The 7,614-nt window shown below is 39.0% G+C and carries 4 protein-coding genes; all 4 read right to left on the reverse strand.

From position 1 onward, the window contains the following. Positions 1-173 precede the first annotated feature (173 nt). From CRYPD_RS06935 to nirB, 4 genes are read right to left on the reverse strand one after another with little or no spacing between them, the layout of a single operon-like run. Positions 174-1,628 (reverse strand): molybdopterin oxidoreductase family protein, encoded by a 1,455-nt coding sequence (locus CRYPD_RS06935; protein WP_138146860.1) that lies wholly within the window; start codon positions 1,626-1,628, stop codon positions 174-176. A gap of 9 nt (positions 1,629-1,637) precedes the next feature. Then, positions 1,638-3,338, reverse strand: coding sequence for a bifunctional protein-serine/threonine kinase/phosphatase (locus CRYPD_RS06940; RefSeq protein ID WP_138146861.1), 1,701 nt, complete (start codon positions 3,336-3,338; stop codon positions 1,638-1,640). Positions 3,339-3,340: 2 nt separating this feature from the next. Then, positions 3,341-4,807 (reverse strand): MFS transporter, encoded by a 1,467-nt coding sequence (locus tag CRYPD_RS06945; RefSeq protein ID WP_138146862.1) that lies wholly within the window; start codon positions 4,805-4,807, stop codon positions 3,341-3,343. Between the two features lie 9 nt (positions 4,808-4,816). Beyond that, the gene (nirB, locus tag CRYPD_RS06950; protein WP_138146863.1) at positions 4,817-7,198 is read right to left on the reverse strand and encodes a nitrite reductase large subunit NirB; all 2,382 of its coding nucleotides are present in this window, start codon (positions 7,196-7,198) and stop codon (positions 4,817-4,819) included. Positions 7,199-7,614: the final 416 nt, after the last annotated feature.

Raw genomic sequence — 7,614 nt, forward strand, 5'->3', positions numbered from 1 at the left:
TCAATTTTTTCCAGATTGGTGATTTTCTTAAACCTTGTCCTAGCAGGGCTAAGGCTGGGTTTAAAAAATTGCCAAGCGGGTGAAAAGTGGATTTTTGATGATTATTCATATTTATGCAAAGGTCTCAATAATACTTTAACATAGTTTTAAATATGCTTAAGCTGTTACGACCTTTAACCTTTAAAACAAGGTTGTTTGGAGTATTTATCCAACTCCACTTTTTTATTTTTAAAAAAATTAGTATTGCTAATATGATGAATAGAGACAACCTTATCAGGGCGTTGCGTCATTTTGTTCAAGGTTTCGCTTTTACCAGTGCGTGACATCGAGTGCCACTGAGTCAAAAGCCTGATATTATTAACCGAATTGTGCTCGACTCGATGTGGGGTTTTAATCTCTACCAATTCTTCCCTGACTTGAATATTAGGCTGCCAAGAGTCATCAATGTTCATTTGTTTCCAAATATCATCAGCCGATTGATAATCGAATCCATCAAGCCCTAATTCTTTTGCCACTAGGCAAATAATCTTCCAATCAGGTTTTGATTTTCCAGCGGGCGGTAAAAAGGCATTTTGCTGTAAATATCGGCGTTCTGAGTTTTTTATATGCCCTGTTTTTTCTGACCAAGAACACGCTGGCAAGACAATATCTGCATCCTTAGTAGTGAGGGTTTTGGTAAAGTCGGACACAATTAATGTGTTGAATTGTCGGTAATTAATCATACTGTGCGCAGGATTGGTTGCCATCACCCACAATGTCTTTATTTGATTGCTGGAAAAAAACTCGGTGGCTGTTAAATCACTTGTTTTGATACCGATTTCACGACCGCCCATAGCATTGCATTGCCCTGTTAAAGACAGCACGCCACAGCCAGGTTTGTTGATATTTCCCGTAACAATATGTACATTAATAAGGGCATTTACCTTATCAGTAGCATCGGTTGATTGGGTAATACCTTGCGAATAAATGCTGAGTACTTTTTTGTCTTTAAACCAAGGCTGATTAGGAAGATTGTTAATAATGTCCATATCTTTACCAGGTTCAACTTGAATAAATAAGTCAGATTTTTGTGCTGTAGTGCTTTCATATACATCAACACAAACCACGAAAGCCTTGGACTTCTTGATATGGTTAAAGACAATGGGGTGGCAATCTGCGGTATTACTGCCAATGATAAAAATAGTTTGCGCTTGATAAATGTCATCAAACGACACAGGTACAATATCTGCCCCATAGGCTCTTTTATGCGCCTCAACTGTGGAATACATACACAATCTTGAATTACTCTCAAGATTATCAATGCCGTAAGCATTGGCGAATTTTTTGGCAACATAAAAATCTTCCATGAGCATTTGCCCAGAGATATATAAGGCTATTTGGTGTTTTGGTGTTGTGCTAAATATTTGCGCTATGGCTTGAATGGTTTTTTCCCAGCTTCCCAGTGATGGATTAAGTAGTCTATCGTCATCTGTACCCACTGTTTCTAATAGTGTTTGTCCTTTGATGCAAAGCATTCCTTGATTAACTGGAGATTCTTTGTCCCCTGTCAATTTTAAGACAGACCCTGTACGGGTGATTTCAATGCCGCAGCCTACGCCACAATAAGGGCAAGTTGTTTTAAAGCTCATAGTTTTTTCCTATTTAATGATCAATAGTAACAATAAAATAAAATTCAAGGTAATAGATAACGAGATGAACAATCGATATTTGTTTGCCTCTGATTTTGGTTGTTTGTCTTTGTGAGTTGATAAAAACTCAAGATTTGGGTGCTCTAAATCATATAAAAATTCCGACAAAGCTTCATACCTTTGTGTGCGTTCTAAACAGCATGCCTTGTGTATCGCACCGTCAATCCACACGGGTAGGTTTGGATTGTGAATTAATGCCGATTCGTAGGTTAGTTTAGATAAATTTTTGGGAGTTAAGTCTTTATCTGATTTGTGCTGATAAGGCAAATGAGCGGCAAACATCTCATATACAATTACCCCCAAACTGAACTGGTCAGAGGCTTGTGAGGCTTGTCCATTTAAAACAACTTCTGGTGCGCTGTAGCCTTGCGTGCCTTGATTGGTTGCAAAATCAATGGGATTAAGTAATTCTGCCACGCCTGCAATTCTGGCTGAGCCAAAATCAATGAGTTTGATTTGACCGATTTCATCGATCATAATATTTTCTGGCTTTAAATCACAATGTAGCATTTCTTGACGATGAAAAGCGCGTAGCCCTTGAATAATTTGCTTAACAAAACTCACTACCACTTCAATATCAGGGTGTTTGTTTTTATCCATCCATTGTCGCAGGGTTTGTCCTTTAATATACACCATCGCATAGGCTAAAAAATCAGCCTGCTGATGGTTATTATAAATTTTAACCACATTTGGGCTTTGCACACGCTGTCCTGCCCATTTTTCATACATAAAGCGTTGTAGGTATTCTGGGTCATCTTCAAAATTAACCGAAGGGGTTTTAAGGGCGACTAATTGTTTGGTAATAATATCTTTGGCTAAATACAGTTGCATTTTTGCACTTGAAATAATTAAAGATTCTATCTCAAAGCCATTAATTTTCATCCCCTTAACAAGTTCGGGTGGTAGTGGTTTTTGGGTAAGCTCGTCAAAGGCTTCATTCAGATTTTTCTCTGGCAATTGCTCAATATCCATTATCATTGCTGAGACATTGTCTTGAGAATCTTGCTTAATTGAATGCGCAACAATTTCATTGGCAGTTGCGTTTTTATCCATTAATGCTGTTAGTATTGCGTGCTCTACATAATCATGCACGCCATCGGTGGTCATTAAGAATTTATCATCGGTTTCAAGCTCAAAAGTTTGATAATCCACATTAATACTTAAATCAGACCCCATTGCCCTTGATAGATAGGTTTTTTCCTTATTTAGGCATAAAACATGGTCTTTGGTTAGTTGCGTTAATACACCTTTTCTATAACGGTAAACCCGTGAATCCCCCACATGAAAGAGATGTGCGGTGTTTGATTTAATAATCACTACGCTAAGCGTGCATAGCATTGATGAAATCTCACCAAAACGCATTGATTGAGAATACAGCCAATTGTTCAGTGCTGAAATGACTTGACCCGCTGAATGCTCCACACTCCAAGATTCAGGGGTTGAATAATAATCACTCAAAAACCCTTTGACACAACAACCACTCGCCTCTTTGGCTCGCTCGCAAGCACTCACACCATCGGCAATAACACCAGCAATACCCTTGTATTCAAGTGCTTTGGAGCTGGGGCTATGATAGGCGCAAGCATCTTGGTTTTCCTTTTTTACTCCTGCAACAGAGTCTAAATTAACGCTGATTTTTAATTGCTTCATAACTAATTTAGCTTGATTATCTCAACTGTGCCATCGTCTAAAATCTCTGTCATATGTCCTTTTGGTTCTTCTAAAAAGACAACAATTAATACCAATACTGCCGCACTAACTAGCCCAATAAGCATAAAAAACTCGTCATAATCCACCAAAGAGTTTACCGTTAAAAACAACACCGCACCAACATTACCAAAAGCGCCTGCCATACCTGCGATTTGACCCGTTAGTCTTCTTTGAATCAGCGGCACACAAGCAAATACCGCACCTGAGCCTGCTTTAGAAAATATACCACCTACAATCGTGAGTGCCACTACTAAATAAATAGACCAGCTTTGATCTACATTGCCCAGTGCTAAAAAACTAAGTGTAATCCCAGAAAAACACACAATTAATATGAGTTTTCGACCGTATTTATCGCTCAAATAACCGCCGCTTGGTCTGGCAAATAAATTAATAAATGGATACACACCTGCCAATAAAGCGGCTGTAATTTTGGGTAACTCAAACCAATCAACATAAAACATTGCCAATACCGAAACCACTGCCAATTCAGTGCCAAAAGTAGCCAAATAAGCCCAATCTAAAATTGCTACTTGTTTAAACTTATACTGGTGTTGCTTAGGCACAGAGTGCTTTAAATGCTGCGAATTAACGCCCCAAGTTTTAAATACCTGAACCACAAAAACCAAGGCTAAGATAAGATATGCGCCAAATGCCATATTGAATGAAATCATGTTCATTTTTTCAGGGGATAATTTCCAAGTGAGCAACGACAAAGCGAGATACAAAGGGATATTCATTAAAATATAGAGCACCAAATCCGTATAACTACTGACCTCCATCGCACCCATTTTTTTCGGTCTAAAGTAAGTTGAGCCTTTAGGTGTGTTAGTCACATTGAAATAATAAAAAACACCATACAATATTGCCAACACACTGGCAATGGTAATGGCGTAGCGCCAGCCATCTGCCCCACCAAAACTACTGGCAATAAAAGGCAATGATATGGCTGCACCTGCCGAGCCAAAATTACCCCAACCGCCATAAATTCCTTGTGCAGTACCTGTTTGTTTGGCTGGAAACCATTCAGAAATCATGCGAATGCCGACCACAAAACCAGCACCAATAAAGCCTGATAAAAATCGCAACAATGCCAATTGTTCATAGGTTTGCATCCAGCTAAATACAATTGAGACAAACCCGCCTAAAACCAAGATAGCAGAAAACAGTATTTTAGGGCCGAGTTTATCCACCAACATACCGACCACAATCCTAGCTGGAATAGTCATAGCAACATTTAATATTAACAACACCTTTGCCTGTTGGTCAGTTAATGACAAGGCTTGCTGAATAAACGGCATCATAGGTCCAAGACTGAGCCACACCACAAAGGTCATAAAAAAGGCAAACCAAGTCAGATGCAATATCCGATATTTACCCTTGAATGAAAATAGATTTAGTTTATCTTCCATTGTAATCCTTTAAGCTGATTTTCTGTGGTCTGTTGTTTTCCACGGGTTTTTAATGGTTTTAGGTAGTAAATCTGCATAGTGTTTGATTTTTTCAGGGCTGTCTAATTTGGACTGAATATAGTCTAGCCCCACTCGCTCCTCAAAATGCATTACCCGCTCAAGATAATTTGCCTCAATACGATACAACTGCACAAAAGCCTTAAGATACTCAATTACCTTGGATTCTGTTTCAAAAAATCTATCTTTCAAACACGCTTTGGTGCGGATACCGCAAGCCCCCGCTACATGAATTTCGTAGCCTTTTTCGGTACAAATCACCCCAAAATCTTTAATAGTTGCCTCAGCACAGTTGCGCGGGCAACCACTCACGCCCATTTTAAATTTATGTGGCATAAAGTGCGACCAAACTGCGTCCTCCATCTTAACTGAAAGTCCCATAGAATCCTGCGTGCCCATCATACAATGCTCTGTGCCAACACAGGATTTACAAGTTCTGGTAGCCTTGCCATAAGCATAGCCAGATTCCATACCTGCTTCGGAGATTTCATCCCACATATCGTTTAAATTTTCCTTAGGAATGCCCAACAAATCAATGCGCTGTCCGCCCGTTACTTTAACCGTTGGCACTTCGTATTTAAGGGCAATATCAGCCAAGGCTTTCAATTCCTTGGGAGTAGTTAATCCGCCTTGCATTTGCGGCACAATCGAATAAGTGCCATCTCTTTGCTTATTGGCGTGCATTTGTTCGTTATGTGGTCTTTCCTTGTCATTATGTATATATGCTTCGTTAAACTGAGAAGACAGATAATAATTAATCGCAGCGCCACAAGCTTCGCATGATTCTTCAAAATCAAGCGCACTTCGCACTTCATCTATGCTCATTACTTTGTCTAACGATCTGATATATTGACGCACTTCTTCTGTTGCGTGTGTTGTGCAATCGCACAAAGTATCTTTGTTTGACACCTTAGCACCAGAGACAAAACTAAACACTTGTTTAGCCACCGAAGTACAGCCACCGCAGCCTGTTGCGCAGCCTGTTTCTTCTTGTAATGCTTCAAAACTATTACAACCTGTTGCCACCGCACTGACAATATCGCCCTTAGTAACCCCCATGCAACCGCACACTTGCTCGTCCTCAGTCATTTTTTCAACGCCTTTAGCGCCTGCACTTGAGCCGTCAATATTAATATCACCAAACAATAAGGTTTTGCGAATATCGGTAATGTCTGTTTCATTTTTAATCAAATCAAAATAAAACAGTCCATCTGTTGAATCACCAAACAAAACCGCACCGACCAATTTATCACCTCTAATAGACAGTCGTTTACGGGTATTAAGTGCATGGTCTTTAGAGCACATAATCTCATCCTCAGGATTATTAAACTCCCCTGCTGAGAAGACATCCACACCTGAGATTTTTAACTTAGTAGAAATATCCGAACCTGTATATATATGGTGAGACACCTCACACACTTGTTCAGCACACACACGTGCTTGCTCAAACAAGGGGGCTACTAAGCCATACGACATACCTCGGTGTTTAATACATTCTCCCACTGAATAAATAGCAGGGTCTGAGGTCATCATTGTATCATTGACGATAATACCCCTGTCTGTTTGCAGTCCAATGTTTTTAGCCAAAGTATCGTTTGGAATAATACCAACCGACATAACCACCATATCCGTCTCAAGTATTGACCCATCGTCAAACTCTAGCGCTGTAACTTTGTCCTCGCCAACAATTTTTCTCGTTGTTGCATTCATTTTAAAATGAATGTTTTTTTGCGCTAATACTTTTTGCAATAACCCGCCAGAAGTGCCGTCTAGTTGCATATTCATAATGGATTCAGCGTTGCCAATAACGCTTACCTCAAACCCCAATTCATTAAGTCCGTTCGCCGCCTCAAGTCCTAAAAGCCCTGTGCCAATAATGGCAACCTTTTTAGATTTTCCCGCTTTTGATTGCATATATTCAACATCATAAATATCTCTAAATGAAACCACCCCTGCTAATTCCTTGCCTGGCAATGGCAAAATAAACGGCGTTGAACCCGTGCAAATCACCAATCGATTGTAGTTAATATTATTCGTTGATTTATCTTCAATATTAGTAACCAAGACATTTTTTGACTTTCTGTCTACTGCCGTTACTGCACAGCCTGGCTTAAACGAAATGTTATTTTGAGAAAAATAAGATTCATCATGGGTCTTTATATCATCGAATTTTTTCTCTCCTGCCAAAACAGGTGAGAGCATAATCCTGTTATAAGGCAATACTTTTTCCTCGCCAATAATGGTAATTTTATACATTAGTGGGTTAATTTTTAACACCTCATCAACCACTTTCATTGCGCTCATCCCTGAGCCGACTACGACTAAATTTTTCATCTTATTCTCCTGCCTTGTTTTAATTTTTACCTACTTTATAAAGCAAAAAAGCCAGTTACTGTACTTATATAAACTATAAAATACAGTAACTGGCTTCAATGCCTGTGCGTCAATTCCACCTTAAAATTGACGAAAAAAAACGCTTACTTAATGATTCTATTAAGAAAAACCAAGTAAACGCCTGTGTTTGTTGCCACCCTTCATTGGGTAACTGTGGTAAATTATACCAAAAATTTAATCATCGTGTATTAGTTAATTATAATATTTTTATACTTATGGAGACCTTTGCATAAATAGGGATGATTAGCAAAATTCAATTTTTTCCAGATTGGTGATTTTCTTAAACCTTGTCCTAGCAGGGCTAAGGCTGGGTTTAAAAAATTGCCAAGCGGGTGAAAAGTGGATTTTTGATGATT

The sequence above is a fragment of the Bathymodiolus heckerae thiotrophic gill symbiont genome (assembly GCF_900180345.1).
GTDB lineage: Bacteria > Pseudomonadota > Gammaproteobacteria > PS1 > Pseudothioglobaceae > Thiodubiliella.

Excerpts from the sequence above, each read along its gene's own strand:
- CRYPD_RS06935 (WP_138146860.1), bottom strand. The coding sequence starts at position 1,628 with ATGAGCTTTAAAACAACTTGCCCTTATTGTGGCGTAGGCTGCGGCATT.
- CRYPD_RS06940 (WP_138146861.1), bottom strand. The coding sequence starts at position 3,338 with ATGAAGCAATTAAAAATCAGCGTTAATTTAGACTCTGTTGCAGGAGTA.
- CRYPD_RS06945 (WP_138146862.1), bottom strand. The coding sequence starts at position 4,807 with ATGGAAGATAAACTAAATCTATTTTCATTCAAGGGTAAATATCGGATA.
- nirB (WP_138146863.1), bottom strand. The coding sequence starts at position 7,198 with ATGAAAAATTTAGTCGTAGTCGGCTCAGGGATGAGCGCAATGAAAGTG.